Source organism: Sphingobacterium multivorum, from assembly GCF_900457465.1.
GTDB classification, from domain to species: Bacteria; Bacteroidota; Bacteroidia; order Sphingobacteriales; family Sphingobacteriaceae; genus Sphingobacterium; species Sphingobacterium multivorum.
In genome coordinates this window covers 19,716-35,093 of the sequence record NZ_UAUU01000002.1, presented here as the reverse complement: position 1 = coordinate 35,093, position 15,378 = coordinate 19,716, and the positions used below count along the sequence as shown (strand labels likewise).

Genomic DNA, 15,378 nt, shown 5'->3' with positions numbered 1-15,378 from the left:
TGGAGAATTTAATCAGAAATTACGGTCACTAGGATGCTGCAACCCAGCTTGAAGAGCTATCATCCTTGTTTCCAGGTTGCAGTCATAGTGAAGTTCTTTTTCTATCGTGTCGGAGAGAACGTTGTTATGCAGCAGGACTTCTATGATATCTTTTCTGTGAAGCGCACAATTCATTTTGCTATACAGGATTTCAAGGGGATTTTTACAGGATTTGGTGTTGTTTTTTTTGAAAATAGCTGTGTATATCCCTGCCAATCGCTCAATTTCGTGTTCATTTTTTGCCTTTTCGGCGATTTCGGTCAGTAGCTTCGAGTCGCCACTTCTGTAATTAGAAATCAGCAATTCTAAATAGTCAATCGGATTTTTGGCTGTTTGTATTTTCTCCAGAGCAAAGTCTCTAATGGCTTTGCTTTTTAGATGTTTTAGTGCATTAAGGGCATTTTCAGCTATGCTGTTTTTGCCTGTTCCCTTTTGTTTAGCAAAGTCTAAAATGAATTGGCTATCATAAGGAAATTTGTGAAAGTCAAAAATATCCAAAAGGCGTTCAATATTTCCCTGGTCCGTTTCTTTCAAAAGATGCTTTGCAATGGTGTTTATCTCTTCTTCTGTTAGCTTTCTCATTCTTGCAAAAGAAATCCGGGCTTTGCTATTTAACACTTCATCAATGATGTCTTTGTATTTTTGGGGTTTTGTCCGCTGTGTTTTCTGGTTTATTTCTGTTCGCTGTATGTTGTCAAGGTAAAATCGAATGAACTTATTGGTTTGGGCTTTCTTTTTAAGTTCTTCAGCAACCTGTATGCTTTGGTTTTTTGCTTGAAAATGCTGAATTATGCCATCGTCTTGCCAATCGTCAGGGTGTTGTTCAATGTGTTTTCCAAATTTCTCGGCTACGTAAAATAAGCCGTTTAGTCCATCAAGTTCTAGTATTTCATGAGCGCCGACCCAATCAGCGCCGACGATCGGATTGTTTAAAAACCGGTCATAAATAGCTTGTTTTGCCTCGGTGTCATTTTGCTGCGCGTAAAGTTTTGCCAGGGCAAACAAATGTGTCAGATTCCAGGTGTCATCCTGTTCTTTTGCCAAGCCCTGCAAAACGGCTCTACGGATTTTGTCTTTTTGTGTTGAAATAGAAATAATCTCAAAAATATAAGTTGCCCGGTCGCCTTCACATTGCCCGTCATAGGCGAAAATGTTTAATGCACCTTGTATAATTTGATTTGAAAAGTCAATTTCCGGATGCTCTTTTACGATCAGATATGCTTCACCTGTTCCGCGTTTCAGTGCATGTAGAAATTGTCGTTTTAGGATTCTTAAATCGGGCATAATCGAAAGAGTGGGGTTTCAACAGGCTTAAGGATTATGGATAAGCGGATCACCGATTATTCTCTTCAGCGATGATTTCGTCGATCTCATTACATATTCGCTGTATCGGTTTTGTAAAATAATGCTGTGCGAGCTGCACCTTCTTTTCTTTACCATCTTCATTTCGATAACGGGCGTGAAGCGATACGCTCACGGTGATGAGGCCGTACTGCTTGAGTTTATGGATTGTAAATCCCTGTAGGCTTTCCAGCGGAACAGTCACCTCTTTGCCTAAAAGTCCCTTGCGGACGCGCATTTCCCTTCTGTCCATGTCAATGATAAAATAGGCTCTAAGCAGGGAAATCATCAAGATTACGACAACTCCCAGCATCCACCATTTGAAAGGGGATTCCGGCATTTTGATGAACCCAACTAGGGTCATAATAGAAAATATAGCAACCAAAGGAACATAGGTTCCTAATTGGGGTTTCATTTTGTACTCGTTTCCGTTTCTGTCGAAGTTTTTCATGTGCTTATCGCTAATTTTGCCATATCAATCGTCCAATCTGCTGAAGCGGTTAGGATCGCCAACTGGTATATTATATTATCAACTATGGAGAATATAATTATTTGTTGGTGAATTGAGCTAGATCTTCAGTAATGGTTACAATTTTTATTTCCAAGTAAATAAAGTTATATATTTGCTTCAGTAAAAAAAAGGCCAAAAAAAACACTTCATTCTTTAATTCTGGATCATTTAATGTGAGTATGATTTCTGAGAGAGGAACAAGTATGAAAGTAATTTATAGTAGACTAGCTTAACAAAATATGAAAAGAGGTGTGCGAATTGTATCGTTTGGGTTTTTATTATTAATCATTGAATATATCATTTGTGTCCTTTTATTTTATATTGAGCCTTATTTTAGGCATGATAGTCAACTAAACCTTGAGTATGCAATAAGAGGAGCTAATGAGGTGAATTCTGTTTGTTGAGTATTTTCTCCGATTTTTCATTGTAATTGAAAAGTTTTAAAAAACACGTGACTACATGACTACAAAATAAAAGGACAAAGCGCTTTGTATTAAGTCACATATGTAGATATATTTTAATCACAAAAAACAATTTCTTAACTACGTTGTTTTAATGCTACTAAGGTCTATAATATATGAAATTAGATATGTACAAAAACAAGATCAACTACATTATATATGTGTTTTCTTATTGTTAATATATAGAATTTAAAAGCATCCTAAGCTGAAATGAGAAATCTATTCGTGTCATTTCAAATCAATCAGCAAGAATGAATTTATAAATTAAAAACACTCATATTATGTCACTATTTGATAATTTAAAACTTACAGCAGAGCTTATTAAAGCAAATTTATCCGAAGGAATTGAAGATGGTTACGATCATTCTACCACTTCGGCAGGTAGAAAAGGATTGCGTTCGGGTCGTGTTTCAGAGCTTACCGCTATGGCAGATTTGAAACCAGGAGGTGCAGACAACCTGCGTAAAATCATGGAAATTGCCAACGGAAACCTGAAAGGAGCAACCAAAGTAGGTACGCTTCACGATTTGAGAATTGTATTGTTCGATGATGATAAAAAAATTCTTTTCTGTACCGCTTATGACGGCGATTGGGATGCTTATATCAACGACTTCGCTACAAAAATTCCACAGTTGATGGACATTATTTTTGGGAATATCGAAGGCTGGCCGGGTATCAAAGATCCTACGATTAAAGATTTTATTTTAAGCAAACAAATCACGGCTACAGGTTGGTATGTGGGGGTTCCGCACTTAACGGTGAATGATATTCGCAGAAACGACAAAATCATCACTGGTCTAAATAAAGCTATTGACGACGCGAACAAAATTGAAAAATAACCCTACTAAATAGATTCATTATGGCAATAGATTTCTTAAAAAGAATTTTCAATAGGGATAAAGTCAATATAGCATTAGAAGAAATTCAGGCTTTGGTACTCCGAAGCAGACCAATTCCTTATTACGGTACAGTGGCTCTTTTGGAGATTAAAGATGCGACTAACGCAAAACAGACGTTGAAAAACCTAATTCCTTTGGTGAATTCAGCAGAAAATTGGGATCAAAATGACGGCTCTTCGGTTTCTATTACCTTCACCTATAAAGGATTGGAGAAAATTGGCCTTCCCAAAGATTCTTTGGATTCTTTTCCTGAATCTTTCAAGGAAGGAATGGCTAAAAGGGCTGGTTTTTTAAATGATATCGGGGTTAATGATCCTAAAAGTTGGGAGAGGGATTTCAAAAATGCCAACATCCATATTGCGGCAGCTATTATTGCCAATAACAAAACCGATTGGAAGGCAAAATTTGAAGAGTTTAAATCCAAATTACACGATAGTTCTGGCGTTCAGGTTTTAATTAGTCACGATTTTGGGGCGACCGAAGAAGTGAAAAATGTCTTTGGATTCCGCGATGGCATCAGCAATCCCGAAATTGAAGGCAGCGGTATTGATGTTCCTCCAGGTTTTGATAGACCCTTGAAAGCTGGCGAATTTGTGTTGGGCTACCCTGGCGAAGGCGACATTACGAAACCGTATCCGCAACCCGATGTTTTGGGCAAGAACAGCTCGTTTATGATTTTTAGAAAATACCAAAGTCAAGTTGCCGATTTCAATAAATACATTCAAGAAAATACCAATTCTGCCGAAGAGGGCGAACTTTTGGCTGCGAAAATGGTGGGACGTTGGCGAAGTGGTGCTCCGCTGGTTTTGTCGGCGGATAAAGACGATAAAGAGCTTGGTGAGGATATGAACAAGAACAATCATTTCTCTTTCAAAGGGGATGAAGATGGTAAAAAATGTCCTTTCAGTTCGCATATCCGAAGAATGAATCCTAGAGATTCCAAATCATTTGTGTTGGAAGATGAGCGTCTGCACCGCATTATTCGACGTAGTGTGACTTTTGGGGACATTGTTCCACCAGAAGTTACCAAGGATGATGGCAAAGAGCGGGGTCAATATTTCATGGGTATCAGTGCTGATGCGATGGGAACGCTTGAATTTTTGCAAAAACAATGGGCAAATGATGGGAATTCTCAGAATTTGGGAACCGAAAAAGACCCAATGATTGGCGTTCAGGATAAAGAGGGATTGTTTACGATGCCTGCCGATCCATTGGTGAAAAGATACCGTGGTTTGCAAACGTTCAACTTAGTAAAAGGTGGTGAATATTGTTTTATTCCGAGTATGTCCGCTCTAAAATGGATCAGTGAATTGTAACAGCTAAAAATGTAAGCATGAGCGAAAATGTAAAATACAGCTATGATTTAGAAGAAATTCCTGCGAATTTTGACAAATATATAGCTAAGATTAATAAAGATATTCAAGATTATATCAGAAATACGCCTGAGATTAGTAAAATAGCACACCATACGCGTGATGCGCATGCCAATGGCTATGCCGCACTAAAAGCAGAGGTTGAAATTTTAACCAATCTACCCGAAGAACTGGCTCAAGGCATTTATAAGCAAGCTGGAAAATACGAAGCTGTCGTGCGGTTTTCGAACGGATCATCTCGTGTGTTGCCCGATAAATTAAGCGGAAATGCACAGGGTTTTGCGTTGAAAATTTTTGGTATTAAAGGTAAAAAATTAGCTCCGGGTGAGGAAGATTCACCTAATGTTGATTATAATTTGATTAATAATCCAGTGTTTTTCTGCAACACGGCAGCACATTATGTGTTTATTTCGAAGTTATTTTTACAGCTAAACGATTTCTTTGAAAGAGGTGCTTTGGGTAAGTTGGAATTTGCCACTTTATGGGTGACTGAAAACAAAAAAGCTTTCCCAAATTTTGAAGCATTAAAGGAATTGGGCGCTTTAAAAACATTTGAAAAAATCCCTTCTATAAACAGTTTTTTGTATGAATTTTACAGTATGGGTGCTGTTCGTCATGGCGATTATATGGCGAAAATTCGAATTGCACCTACTGTCGAAACTCAAAATCTTATTACCGAAAAAGATATTGATATAGATAGTGCCGATTGGCCTTACCGCAAGGGGATTATCAAAGAAATTGCGAAAAACGATTTGACTTTTGAATTGCAAATTCAGTTGTGCAAAGACCTAAAAAAGATGCCGATTAATGATCTGACCGAAGAATGGTCGCAGGAATTATCGCCTTTTCAAACGGTTGCAAAAATTAGAATTCCGAAACAACAGGTTCCTGTAGATGGCAATTTTGATGTGATGGAAAATTTATCTTTTACACCATTCCGCACGTTGGAAGAAAATGCGCCTATAGGCAATTTGCAAAGAGCAAGGCAATCGGCATACGTCACTTCTTCCACGGCAAGGCACGATCTTAATCATAAAAAAAGAAGAGAGCCAACGAATTTGCAAGAAGCCTTTGACCCTAATTTTTATAAACTTTAATTGTCGTACAAATGAATTCAATAAAAAAATCACCGTAGCGGGTAGTGGTGTTTTGGGTTATCAAATCGCTTTTCAGACTGCTTTTCACGGTTTTGATGTTACCGTTTATGACATCAATGCGGAGATTGTAAATAGAGCAAAATCAAAATTTGATGATTTAGCAAAAAATTATCGTATCGATATTCAAGCTACCGATGCGCAAATAGCAGCGGCAAAGGAGCATTTGAGCTATACGAGTAATCTGGAGGAAGCGCTTAAAGATGCCGATTTGCTTATTGAAGCTATTCCAGAAGAAATCCAAATAAAAAAGGATTTTTACAAACAGGCAGCGCAATTGGCTGCTGACAAAACGATTTTTGCAAGTAATTCTTCTACCTTATTGCCGAGTCAATTTGCAGATAGTACGGGTAGGCCACAACAGTTTTTGAATCTACATTTTGCCAATCAAATATGGTTGCGCAATACAGCTGAAATCATGGCACATCCTAAAACGGATGAAAATATCAAGAAAGAAATTATTCAGTTTTCTAAAGATATCGGTATGGTGCCTATTGTCGTGAATAAGGAAGTTCACCACGGGTGGCGGGCCCTATTTTTTCTTTTTCTTCTGCGCCGAGACGCTTAACGTAAGTAAGGATAGACTGAATACGATAATATATTTTTTCATGTGTGTACTTTGTCTTTTGTCGTTAAAGCAAAGATGTACATTTTAAGACTAGTCTTTTCTGTGGATTTATATCCGATCGCTTTGGCTTACGATTCGTTGCAGCTGAAGCAATAGTTTTTTACAATACCGTCCGACGGATAGCATCATGGTAAGAATAGTGTGTTGATTGTAAAAGCTCACTGATCAATCAATGATCAAGGAGCTTTTTGTTAAAGGGAGTAAGACGATTTGTGAAATAGGCGTTGGTCTAATTCGATTCGATCTTATACACGTAATTCGGGATTTTTGGGTTCTTGACAGTGGGTAAAGACAGCTGTAGCGTATCTCTTCCTTGTGTCCATTTCACCTTTGAGGAACGCCCGAGAAGCGCTAAACTTTTGATGTTGAGACTACTTTTTGCGAGCTCCGGCTCCTGATCTCAAACTGCCTGTTTGTAAGTTTTTTCAACCCGTTTAATCGAGTATTAAGAAATTGACATAACAGTAGCTCTAGGAGCATGGGTATAAATATAGGGAAACATGCTCAGGTTTTGGATTTGAGAAAGGCAGCTGTTCTTATATTTCTTCGAAAACGTTTGAGTGCCGGCAGTTGTTCCGTTAGTGATACCGATCTGCACTACAGGAAAGAGCCAGGATGCAGTGACGTACCATTTGTCTATCTGAAAAAGCGGCCTTGCTCTGAGGAGATCGGCCGCTTTTTGTTATTCCTTCGATCCCCATTCCTTTCCGCACCCAAAAATCATCGGTAGGATAGCACATCAAATCAACACGCTTGGGCATAACGACAGCCTCGTTGAGTAAACTTGTAATATGTTGCTGTTCTTTCTGATCATAGGCTATGACATTGATGCGTTGCAATAGGTCAAACAATTTTACGTCGAATGATGTACTTTGAATAAAAAAGCTATGGATAAATCACATATGCAGAAGATTGCACGGGTTGGATTAGGTGCTTTTTTGGTTGTTGCCGGTATTGGACATCTGACCTTTGCCCGTAAGGAATTTCAGGCTCAGGTGCCAGACTGGGTTCCGATCTCCAAAGATGATACGGTTGTATATTCGGGTTTTGCGGAAATTGCTCTTGGTGCTACATTGATTTTAGCACCTGCCAAACAGCGATCGAACGTTGGAAAAATTGCAGCAGCATTTTTTGCAGCCGTGTTTCCCGGAAATATTGCCCAATATACAGACCATCGGGATGGCTTTGGATTGGATACGGATGGAAAGCGGCTCGCCCGTTTATTTTTTCAACCCCTATTGGTGGCCTGGGCATTGCAAAGTACAAGCAAGAGCTGATTGGGTGAAAACTGGTCGATCAGAAGCTGATACAAATTGGAAAAAAAACAAACCATCTGCCTGCGGCTGTTGTCCTATAGATATCCATGTAAGGAGTAACTTAGTTAAAAAGGTCGGGTGTTCCATTTTCATCCGACCTTTTTTATTTTTTTGCGCTATTATTTTTGCTAATTTCCAACCTTTTCTGTTTTTTTATTGCCCATTTAAATAATTATATTCGCATCAACATACAAAATAACTAACCTATAAAAGTATAGACATGATGGAAGAAAAGAAATTAAATGAACTCAGTAATGAAGAGTTGTTGGTTCTTAAGAAGAAAGCCAAACCCACGAAAATCATCAATGCATCGATCATTGGCTTTTGTTTAGGGATAGCTGCCTACAGTGTATTCGTCGCAGGCATAACCTGGCCGACAATTTTTCCCCTGATTCTGGCGGTCCTAGCCTATAAATATTTTGGTAAAAATGAAAAGGCTGTCGATGCGGAGTTGAAAGCCCGGAATCTCAAATAGAAAAAAGCAAACCATTGCAGTTGCGCTGTTGTTTCTTTTTAAAAGAATAGCAGAACATGAGAAGGGAACAAATAGACGCATGGATAGCCCAAGGCTACAATGTGCTGGAGCAGAAGAAACCTAAAGTCGTGCAGGGCGATATCTGGGAATACCTCAACCGCTGTGACGGACAAGGTACGGAGGTGTATGCCTTATCCGAGCTGCAAAAATGGTCGGATCAGGAACTTGCGCAGATGGAACTGAAAAAATATGCGGACCAGTATGGACAGATGGGCGAGAAGCTGTTTCTACGGAATGAAGCAATTCGAAATAAAGACGTTGAAAAGTATGAGGCATTTTTACTACTATTTTTTCCGGACAGCGTTGAAAAAGAGCTGGAGGAAGCTCGCTTTTTGGCCGATCGTGTAAAACGTGTCAGTAAGGAAGAAATGGAACAATGGGTCGTATCGAATCATGTCAATGTACTGATGTCGGATCTTCATTGCCTGGACTATGGTTCCATTATGAGCGGTATGGTGCTTCCCTCCGAAGAGGTAGTCAGTTATACCGACGATGGGCTCAGCGACACCATTGATTGTCACGTCACCCCCATGGAGTTCTTTTCCCATACCGACCACGACTACTACTGGATCGATCCTGTTATAAAAAATCGTAATTGAATCCCTTAAATAGGCCTTTTGGACTTTCTTTTCATACGGATTAAGGTAAAGCACCTCGAACACCATCGAGATGCTTTATTTTTTTTCGTTTAAGCTACAATTTCTATTGGATTTCCCTCTGGATCAAGTATGACACTTTCATAATACCCATCGCCCGTCGTACGGGGTTCGCTTTCGATAATATATCCATCCAACCGTAATTGCTCGGTCAACTTATCGACAGCATCTTTTCCACCGACGCTTAGGGCTAGATGGGTATAACCTTTGCTCAGGCTTCTGTCAGCTGCTGCTGCAGTGATATCAATACGGTTCATAATCTCTAAACGTGCGTCTGACTCGCGGAATTTAAGAAAGTAGGATGAAAACCCTTTCTTCGGGTTATGGTATTTTTCTCCGCTAACAGTACCAAAGTATTTGGCGTAAAAAGCACGTATTTTCTCGAGGTCATCGACCCACAGGGCGAGGTGTTCTATTCGCATGGCAAATCTTTTTATTTAATTACATTGCAATATTATGCAAATTTGCATAATATTGCAATGTAAAATTTATCAGAATGTTGAACAAACCGATCATTAACGAATCGATAATTAAGGCAAAAACAGCGACACAGGTTATGTTTTTGGTATGTGGCCTCGCGCTATCAAGCTGGGCACCGATGGTACCTTTCGCCAAGGACCGTCTTGGTCTTAACGATGGAGAACTGGGGCTTTTACTGCTGTGTTTGGGTGGTGGTGCACTATTAACGATGCCTCTCTCTGGTTTTTTTATCGGGAAACTTGGGAGTAGACAAGTGATTTTGATCTCAGGTATAATTGCTGCCGTTGTGCTCCCTGTTCTGTTGATGGTAACAAATAGCTATTTGATGGCCTGTGTTCTTTTTATATTTGGCTGCAGTATAGGTAGTATAGATGTGGCTATGAACGCACATGGTGTGCAGGTTCAGAATGCCATGGGTAAACCGATCATGTCATCTTTACATGGGCTGTTCAGCGTAGGTGGCCTATTTGGATCGATCGGCTTGGGTTTTCTGATAAAGATGGGGCTAATTCCGATTTATGCGGCAGTTACTATCGCTATCTTTTTAATACTGCTATTGATCTTACAATATCGAAAGCTGCTGGGTTACCATAAGGAAAAGGAAATCATTGTCGAGTTTTCCCACATTGATGAGACTCGGGTTTCCAAAAAAAGATTTCAATGGCTCAGGTGGAGTGTGCTGGTACTTGGACTGATGTGTTTCATCGCCTTTCTGTCGGAGGGAGCGATGTTGGATTGGAGCGCCATATTCTTGCGGGATCACAAAGGCGTATCTCCGGAATTTACGGGAATTGGATATGCGGCCTTCTCCGTAGCGATGGCGGTGATGAGATTGCAGGGAGATCGATTAGTAAGCAAGCTGAATAGTAAAGTGGTGGTGATCGGTGGGAGCCTATTGGCGTCATTAGGTATTTTGATCCTGGTATTTAGTCCCTGGCTTTCTGTTACACTTGTTGGATTTGTCCTGTTGGGACTGGGAGCCGCCAATATTGTCCCTGTATTTTTTAGCGAGGGTGGCCGGATTGAAGGACTTTCACCGACAGTAGCCATTCCGGTTATTTCAACCATGGGCTATGCAGGTCAGCTGGCAGGACCGGCGCTTTTGGGTGCTATTGCACAGCATTTTTCTTTGATCATTGCTTTCGAAACAATAGCTTTACTTTTTCTAGTGGTAGCCCTTATCTATAAAATCAGGAAGTAGTAGCATGTTAAAAGAAGAGCGTTTTGAGGTAATACTCCGCGAATTGGCGAGTCGGAGGAAGGTGAAATTTGAAGAACTGGCGGTATTGTTGGCGGTATCGGAAGATACCATCCGTCGCGACATAGATCTTCTCTATCGGAACGGCTTGCTTTCCAAGACCAGGGGTGGGGCTATGCTTCGCGAAAAAGATCCGTTGACTTTCCAGGATAGGCAATCGTTTCTGACCAAAGAAAAAGATATTATTGCATTAAAAGTACAGCCGTTTCTGAAAGATGGCATGACCCTTTTTGTGGATGGTGGCACTACGACATGGGCCGTAGTGAATGCGATGCCATTGGATATCCTGATCCGGATGGTTACAAATAATTTTTCCATAGTGCCGCTGCTCGAGAAGTTCAAAAATGTAGAACTTATTTTTTTGGGTGGTAATTTTGAACCCGATCTGGCTGTAACTTCAGGCATCACAACCTGTATGGAAGTTGCTAAATATAACGCCGATATCTTTATTATGGGAACTTGTGCTGTAGATCCTGAGCTCGGTGTATCGGCAACGTCAGCTGCAGATGGCGAAACAAAAAAGATGATGGTGCAATGTGCAAAGAAAACAATAGCCTTAGCCAGCCAGAATAAGCTTTATCAAGGGGAACTGTTTAGGGTATGTCCAATAGATTCGCTCACGGCATTAATCACCGACCTGGACTCCAATGATTCCGAACTGAATCCCTTTAGAAATATGGATCTGCAGATTGTATAGACGGCCTGACTATTTTGGCCTTGTATTGTGGTCGAATTCAGCGAATATTCATCCCTGCGGCAAGCTCTTCTGTTTACGTGCTGCTGCGAAGTGGTATTGTTGTGTCCGGCAGAATGACGGGCAGATAGCGTTAGATGATGTGCCTTTTTTCGGTAGCCAGTGTCAATGTATGTTGTAGATTCACGACGTCGCCGATGATAATGATGGCTGGATGTCCCATGTTATACTCTTTGCTTATTTTTACGAGATCTTTGACTTTGCAATGCACTTGTCTTTGTTGAGGTAAGCTTGCGTGCTGTATAATCGAGGCTGTTGTTTCTCCTTTACCGTGTAACACATAAGTACGTGCAATTTCGTCGAGCTTACGCATGCCCATATAGATAACTACTGTAGATCTGCTCTGAACCGCTAGTTGCAGATCGGATGAAAGGGTTCCATCTTTCTTCATGCCTGTCAATACCCATACGCCTTCACTTACACCGCGATGTGTTAATGGAATATTATGAAGGCCTGCGCCTTGCATGCTGCTGATACCCGGAATATAGGTGATGTCAATGGATCTGTTTTGCACGGTAAGCCATTCTTCAAAACCCCGGCCAAAAAGATAGGGATCACCACCTTTAAGTCGTAGCACCCTGTCGAATTTGCTGCAGTAATGTAGGATAAGTTCATTTATTTCTTCCTGAGGAACGTATTTTCCATAAGGATGCTTGCCAACATAGTGTTTTAAGCAGTTTTTGTCTGCTATTTGAAGGATTTCTTGATTAATTAGGTTGTCATATAAGATCACTTCAGCATTTTCTATCGCTTTATAAGCTTTTATGGTAAGTAATTCGGGGTCTCCCGGTCCAGAACCTACAATAAATAAGGTTTTTTTCTTTATTTCTTTCATTATATCCTTTTTTTTTGTTTTTATTTTATATAAAAGTATTAAAAAAATATGACTAAAATCATGTTTTGTGTTAATTTTTATGTTTTATTTTTGAAAAAATATTATAAAAATCATATTTATTTTGATTTTTTGATTTTTTATTCCATAAATTAGTGTTATTGAAAGTGTAAATTGATTTTTTTCAATAAAAATTATGATTATGGATAGAAAAAATGTTGTTATTATCGGAAATGGTATGGTTGGTAATAAGATTTGTGAAAAATTAAAGCAAAAATCTAATAACCTAGGTATAACTGTATTCGCAGAGGAGTCAATTCGTGCTTATGATCGTGTTCATTTGACAGATTACTTCAAAGTTTCGTCCATTAATGAACTTTTTTTGCTAAAAAATGAGTGGTATATAGAGAATAATGTAAAAATCCATTTAGATGATCCTGTTATTGCTATAAATCTCTTGAAAAAGGAAGTGAAGTCTCTAAAAGGGATTACATTAAATTATGACTATTTGGTTTTTGCGACAGGTTCTTCCCCTTTTGTTCCTCCTATTCCTGGGATTGAGAAAGAAGGGGTGTTTCTCTACCGTACAATCGAAGACTTGGAGTTGATTAAGGCTTATGCGGCAAAGGTCAAAACTGGTACGGTCATGGGGGGCGGACTTTTGGGTCTTGAAGCGGCTAAAGCTCTCCTAGATCTTGGCCTAAAAGAAACTGCTGTGATTGAATTTGCTCCGCGCCTGATGCCACGCCAGATCGACGATAGTGCAAGTGTGCTTTTGCAGCATAAGCTCGCGGAATTGGGCTTGCGTTGCTTATTGCAAAAATCCACAAGTCAACTGCTAGGTGATGATCGCCTCACAGGAGTCGCCTTTAACGACGGCACCTCCATGGCGACAGATCTGCTGGTGATATCGGCTGGTATACGTCCCCGTGACGAACTCGCCAAGAAGTCGGGCCTAGCTGTCGGTGAACGGGGTGGAATTTTGGTGAATGCACAGATGCAGACCTCAGACCCTTCAGTTTATGCCATCGGTGAATGCGCCTTGGTGAATGATATGATTTATGGTCTGGTGGCGCCTGGGTATGAGATGGCTGAAATTGCGGCAGCTCAAATCATAGGAGAAGAAAAATCTTTTATAGGGTTTGATATGAGCACTAAACTGAAACTGATGGGAGTTGATGTGGCAAGTTTTGGAGATCCTTTTATCAGTGAACCTTATGCTCGAACGATCTTATTGGAGGATCGTAATAAGGGTATTTATAAACGACTAAACGTCAGTACAGATGGAACGCGGCTATTGGGCGGAATACTTGTCGGGGAAGCGACAAGTTACAACATGTTGCTTCAGATGGTTAACAATAACCTCCCATTAGCAGAACATCCAGAACTTCTCCTTTTCGACCAGCAGCGTGAAAGTAGGTCGGCTTCTTCTGGTCTAGAGGCTCTTCCTGATGCGGCGCTAATCTGCAGTTGTGAAGGAGTTTCTAAAGCACAGATTTGTGATGCTGTAGCAACTAAAAATTGTGAAAATGCGGACGCCGTAAAGAAATGTACCAAAGCCGGATCAGGATGCGGCGGCTGTGTGCCGATGATTAAGGACCTTGTTAATTACACCATGAAACAGCAAGGGAAATATATCCGGAGTACCATCTGCGAACATTTCGATTTGAGCCGTCAGGAGCTTTATGATCTGATCAAGATCCACGAGCTCAAAAGTTATGATCATGTATTGGATGTGCTGGGCCATGGCCATGGATGCGAAGTCTGTAAACCTTTGGTGTCTTCCTTGCTTGCCAGTCTTTGGAACGAGATGATTCTTGGCAAGGGTAATGATGTGGCTCAGGATAGCAACGACCGTTATCTGGCTAATATACAAAAGGGTGGGACATATTCGGTGGTCCCGCGTATTCCAGGCGGTGAAATTACCCCGGATAAACTGATCGTTATTGGGGAGGTGGCCAAGAAATACAGGTTATATACAAAAATTACGGGTGGACAGCGCATTGACTTATTTGGTGCACATCTCAATGATCTGCCATTGATTTGGGAAGAACTTATTGCTGCGGGTTTTGAAAGTGGACATGCTTATGGTAAGGCATTACGGACTGTTAAAAGCTGTGTAGGCAGTACCTGGTGTCGGTTTGGGTTGCACGATAGTGTTTCTTTTGCGATACGGATAGAGGAACGCTATCGTGGACTACGTGCTCCGCATAAGATCAAGTCGGCCGTTAGTGGTTGTATTCGCGAGTGTGCTGAAGCGCAGAGTAAGGATTTTGGAATTATTGCAACCGAAAAAGGTTGGAACCTTTATGTTTGCGGCAACGGTGGAAGTAAGCCGCAGCATGCCTTATTATTAGCCTCGGATATCGATAGTGAAACCTGTATCCGTTATATCGATCGTTTTTTGATGTTTTATATCCGCACCGCGGATCCGTTAACGCGGACTGCTACCTGGCTCAATAAAATGGAGGGCGGAATAGATTATCTAAGAAATGTTGTGGTACAGGATAGTCTGGGGATGGGTGATTCCTGGGAACAGGATATGCAGCTGCTTGTTGATAGTTATCGCTGTGAATGGAAAGTCGCTGTGGAGGATCCGGAAATTCGTAAACGCTTTGTTCATTTTGTAAATGCACCAGAGGAGAAGGATGAAACTGTTCGCTTCGAAAGCTTTCGCGGACAGAAAGAAAGCTGCAGATTGGAACATCAATACTTATTAAATATAGAATCACTAAACCTTTTAATTGAAATCATATGAATATGCAAATTGACATGCAGTGGCTGAAGGCTTGCCGGATTGAAGATGCCATTGAAAACGGCGGAGTCTGTCTTAAATTGAATAACGAACAGGTGGCCTTGTTTTATTTTGCCCGCCGCAATGAGTGGTATGCCACGCAGAATGAATGTCCGCACAAACGGCAGATGATTTTAAGCCGCGGGATGTTGGGCTCTTTGGGTGAGACGCCGAAAGTCGCTTGTCCTTTCCATAAAAAAACCTTTGCCCTAGACACAGGTGAATGTCTTTCGGGTGATGAATGTGCGATTAAAACTTACCCGGTGAAGGTTGAAAACGGAAGTGTTTTTATTGGAATGACTGCTTAGCTAAGCTAATAAATAACTGAATCTAAAACCTTTTAAAAA

General features: G+C 40.5%; 16 protein-coding genes. 11 read left to right on the top strand and 5 right to left on the bottom strand.

Features of this window, described 5'->3' with window-relative positions:
- Window positions 1-12: 12 nt before the first annotated feature.
- Both DTA23_RS00255 and DTA23_RS00250 read right to left on the bottom strand, forming a co-directional pair.
- On the bottom strand, window positions 13-1,323 hold the full coding sequence (locus DTA23_RS00255; protein WP_112373460.1) for a hypothetical protein: 1,311 nt from the start codon (window positions 1,321-1,323) through the stop codon (window positions 13-15).
- Between the two features lie 49 nt (window positions 1,324-1,372).
- Window positions 1,373-1,831: a hypothetical protein gene (locus tag DTA23_RS00250; protein WP_112373459.1), complete on the bottom strand. Its 459-nt coding sequence runs from the start codon at window positions 1,829-1,831 to the stop codon at window positions 1,373-1,375.
- Between the two features lie 802 nt (window positions 1,832-2,633).
- Here DTA23_RS00250 and DTA23_RS00245 point away from each other — a divergent pair.
- Genes DTA23_RS00245 through DTA23_RS00230 form a run of 4 tightly spaced genes read left to right on the top strand, consistent with a single transcriptional unit; the run spans window position 2,634 to window position 6,346 of the window.
- Window positions 2,634-3,191, top strand: coding sequence for a hypothetical protein (locus DTA23_RS00245; RefSeq protein WP_070567536.1), 558 nt, complete (start codon window positions 2,634-2,636; stop codon window positions 3,189-3,191).
- Between the two features lie 20 nt (window positions 3,192-3,211).
- The gene (locus tag DTA23_RS00240) at window positions 3,212-4,567 is read left to right on the top strand and encodes a Dyp-type peroxidase (protein ID WP_112373458.1); all 1,356 of its coding nucleotides are present in this window, start codon (window positions 3,212-3,214) and stop codon (window positions 4,565-4,567) included.
- Window positions 4,568-4,584: 17 nt separating this feature from the next.
- A complete protein-coding gene (locus DTA23_RS00235; RefSeq protein ID WP_112373457.1) occupies window positions 4,585-5,721 on the top strand; it encodes a catalase family protein in 1,137 nt (378 codons plus the stop codon).
- Complete coding sequence (locus DTA23_RS00230; protein ID WP_201303490.1) at window positions 5,696-6,346, top strand: 3-hydroxyacyl-CoA dehydrogenase NAD-binding domain-containing protein; 651 nt, start codon at window positions 5,696-5,698, stop codon at window positions 6,344-6,346. Before DTA23_RS00235 ends, DTA23_RS00230 begins: the two co-directional genes overlap by 26 nt.
- A 638-nt stretch (window positions 6,347-6,984) precedes the next feature.
- Here DTA23_RS00230 and DTA23_RS00225 read toward each other — a convergent pair.
- The gene (locus tag DTA23_RS00225) at window positions 6,985-7,245 is read right to left on the bottom strand and encodes a hypothetical protein (protein WP_159332809.1); all 261 of its coding nucleotides are present in this window, start codon (window positions 7,243-7,245) and stop codon (window positions 6,985-6,987) included.
- Window positions 7,246-7,293: 48 nt separating this feature from the next.
- Here DTA23_RS00225 and DTA23_RS00220 point away from each other — a divergent pair, with 48 nt between their 5' ends.
- The 3 genes from DTA23_RS00220 to DTA23_RS00210 all read left to right on the top strand — a co-directional run bounded on the left by DTA23_RS00220 (window position 7,294) and on the right by DTA23_RS00210 (window position 8,856).
- On the top strand, window positions 7,294-7,683 hold the full coding sequence (locus DTA23_RS00220; RefSeq protein ID WP_112373455.1) for a DoxX family protein: 390 nt from the start codon (window positions 7,294-7,296) through the stop codon (window positions 7,681-7,683).
- A gap of 259 nt (window positions 7,684-7,942) precedes the next feature.
- The gene (locus DTA23_RS00215; protein ID WP_112373454.1) at window positions 7,943-8,197 is read left to right on the top strand and encodes an FUSC family protein; all 255 of its coding nucleotides are present in this window, start codon (window positions 7,943-7,945) and stop codon (window positions 8,195-8,197) included.
- Window positions 8,198-8,253: 56 nt separating this feature from the next.
- The gene (locus DTA23_RS00210) at window positions 8,254-8,856 is read left to right on the top strand and encodes a hypothetical protein (RefSeq protein WP_112373453.1); all 603 of its coding nucleotides are present in this window, start codon (window positions 8,254-8,256) and stop codon (window positions 8,854-8,856) included.
- A gap of 89 nt (window positions 8,857-8,945) precedes the next feature.
- On the opposite strand, the gene DTA23_RS00205 is transcribed toward DTA23_RS00210, so the two are convergent.
- A complete protein-coding gene (locus DTA23_RS00205; protein WP_112373452.1) occupies window positions 8,946-9,335 on the bottom strand; it encodes a VOC family protein in 390 nt (129 codons plus the stop codon).
- A 74-nt stretch (window positions 9,336-9,409) separates the two neighbouring features.
- Here DTA23_RS00205 and DTA23_RS00200 point away from each other — a divergent pair, with 74 nt between their 5' ends.
- Complete coding sequence (locus DTA23_RS00200) at window positions 9,410-10,594, top strand: MFS transporter (protein ID WP_112373451.1); 1,185 nt, start codon at window positions 9,410-9,412, stop codon at window positions 10,592-10,594.
- A 4-nt stretch (window positions 10,595-10,598) separates the two neighbouring features.
- Window positions 10,599-11,348 carry a DeoR/GlpR family DNA-binding transcription regulator gene (locus DTA23_RS00195; RefSeq protein WP_112373450.1) on the top strand — a complete coding sequence of 250 codons (750 nt, stop codon included), beginning with the start codon at window positions 10,599-10,601 and terminating at the stop codon, window positions 11,346-11,348.
- Between the two features lie 130 nt (window positions 11,349-11,478).
- On the opposite strand, the gene cobA is transcribed toward DTA23_RS00195, so the two are convergent.
- Window positions 11,479-12,240 carry a uroporphyrinogen-III C-methyltransferase gene (cobA, locus tag DTA23_RS00190; RefSeq protein ID WP_112373449.1) on the bottom strand — a complete coding sequence of 254 codons (762 nt, stop codon included), beginning with the start codon at window positions 12,238-12,240 and terminating at the stop codon, window positions 11,479-11,481.
- A 199-nt stretch (window positions 12,241-12,439) separates the two neighbouring features.
- Here cobA and nirB point away from each other — a divergent pair, with 199 nt between their 5' ends.
- Together nirB and nirD are read left to right on the top strand one after the other, a co-directional pair.
- A complete protein-coding gene (nirB, locus tag DTA23_RS00185; RefSeq protein WP_112374024.1) occupies window positions 12,440-14,995 on the top strand; it encodes a nitrite reductase large subunit NirB in 2,556 nt (851 codons plus the stop codon).
- Window positions 14,992-15,339 (top strand): nitrite reductase small subunit NirD, encoded by a 348-nt coding sequence (gene nirD, locus DTA23_RS00180; RefSeq protein ID WP_112373448.1) that lies wholly within the window; start codon window positions 14,992-14,994, stop codon window positions 15,337-15,339. The genes nirB and nirD overlap by 4 nt, the downstream gene beginning before the upstream one ends.
- Window positions 15,340-15,378 lie beyond the last annotated feature (39 nt).